Source organism: Vulcanibacillus modesticaldus, assembly GCF_001730235.1.
GTDB lineage: Bacteria > Bacillota > Bacilli > Tepidibacillales > Tepidibacillaceae > Vulcanibacillus > Vulcanibacillus modesticaldus.
This window is the reverse complement of record NZ_MIJF01000075.1, coordinates 1-1,302: the sequence shown is the minus strand read 5'-3', so window position 1 is coordinate 1,302 and position 1,302 is coordinate 1. Positions and strand designations below refer to the sequence as shown.

Annotated in this window: 3 protein-coding genes; 2 read left to right on the top strand and 1 reads right to left on the bottom strand. The window is 26.3% G+C overall.

Annotated elements, in window-relative coordinates:
* Nucleotides 1-208: integrase core domain-containing protein (locus tag BHF71_RS10170; RefSeq protein ID WP_141705358.1), on the top strand; the 208-nt coding region annotated here is incomplete at its 5' end.
* Nucleotides 209-338: 130 nt separating this feature from the next.
* On the top strand, nt 339-1,091 hold the full coding sequence (locus tag BHF71_RS10165) for a hypothetical protein (protein WP_069657525.1): 753 nt from the start codon (nt 339-341) through the stop codon (nt 1,089-1,091).
* A gap of 3 nt (nt 1,092-1,094) precedes the next feature.
* On the opposite strand, the gene BHF71_RS10160 is transcribed toward BHF71_RS10165, so the two are convergent.
* On the bottom strand, nt 1,095-1,302 hold a 208-nt coding region (locus tag BHF71_RS10160), incomplete at its 5' end, for an integrase core domain-containing protein (protein WP_141705358.1).

Genomic DNA, 1,302 nt, shown 5'->3' with positions numbered 1-1,302 from the left:
TAATCCCTATGATAATGCTTGTATTGAATCATTTCATGCTATATTGAAAAAAGAAGAAGTAAATCACGTGCAATATCTAGATTACTATTCTGCTAAGATAGCAATTTTTCAATATATTGAGGGCTGGTACAACCGAAGAAGAATACATAGTGCTTTAGGTTATTTGACTCCTCAAGCCATCGAAGATCAATTGAAACATTCAGCATAAGAGTTAACTTTTTTGTGTCCAATATATTGACTCAAATCCAGATGATTTCTTATTTGAATTAAAAAATGTACTTTTTAAATCGAATGAAGAAAAACCAACATTAAGGCAAATTATTCCAAGATTCATTAGATTGGAAAATCATCAATTAGAAAACATTATCAAGTATTTAAATGTTTACACCTCAGATGATGTTTATGAATCAATCCACCTTTTTCTACTTAATATTCATGATACCAAAGTTTTAAATGACAAAGATAAAATTAATGCTAAGCTAAAGCAAGCTGTTAAAGAATATGATACTTATAAAAAAACGGAAGAAATTCAATCAAAAGATTTTTTGATACAAAGTCTAAAAATTATAGAAAGAGATCTAGATAAGTTGATTCAACAAAGAAGTAAAATAGATTATACAGAATCATATATAGAGGAATTAGAAAAGAAATCAAACGTCATTAAAACCATTTCAGAAATAGAAGAAAATATAAACGAGATAGAAATTGAAACTTCATTAATTAAACGAAGCATTGAAAAACTTAAAAAAGAAAAAACAACCATAAATGAAAATCAACTCAAAAAAATTTATAACCAGGCTAATTCTTATATTCCTTCACTAAATAAAAAATTTAATGAGCTTATAAAATTTCATAATTCAATGATTGATAACAGAATTAAATTTATACAAGAAAAATTAAATACAAAATTAAAAATGTTAAGCGAATTAAAGAATTTGAGAGATGAAAATATTCAACTAAAACAAAGGCTCAGTTTCGATTTACTAGATGAGGGATTATTAAAAGATCTATATAGTTTAAACACAAAAATAGATAAATTAACTCTAGAAAAAGGTGGATTTGAGTCAATATATTGGACACAAAAAAGTTAACTCTTATGCTGAATGTTTCAATTGATCTTCGATGGCTTGAGGAGTCAAATAACCTAAAGCACTATGTATTCTTCTTCGGTTGTACCAGCCCTCAATATATTGAAAAATTGCTATCTTAGCAGAATAGTAATCTAGATATTGCACGTGATTTACTTCTTCTTTTTTCAATATAGCATGAAATGATTCAATACAAGCATTATCATAGGGATTA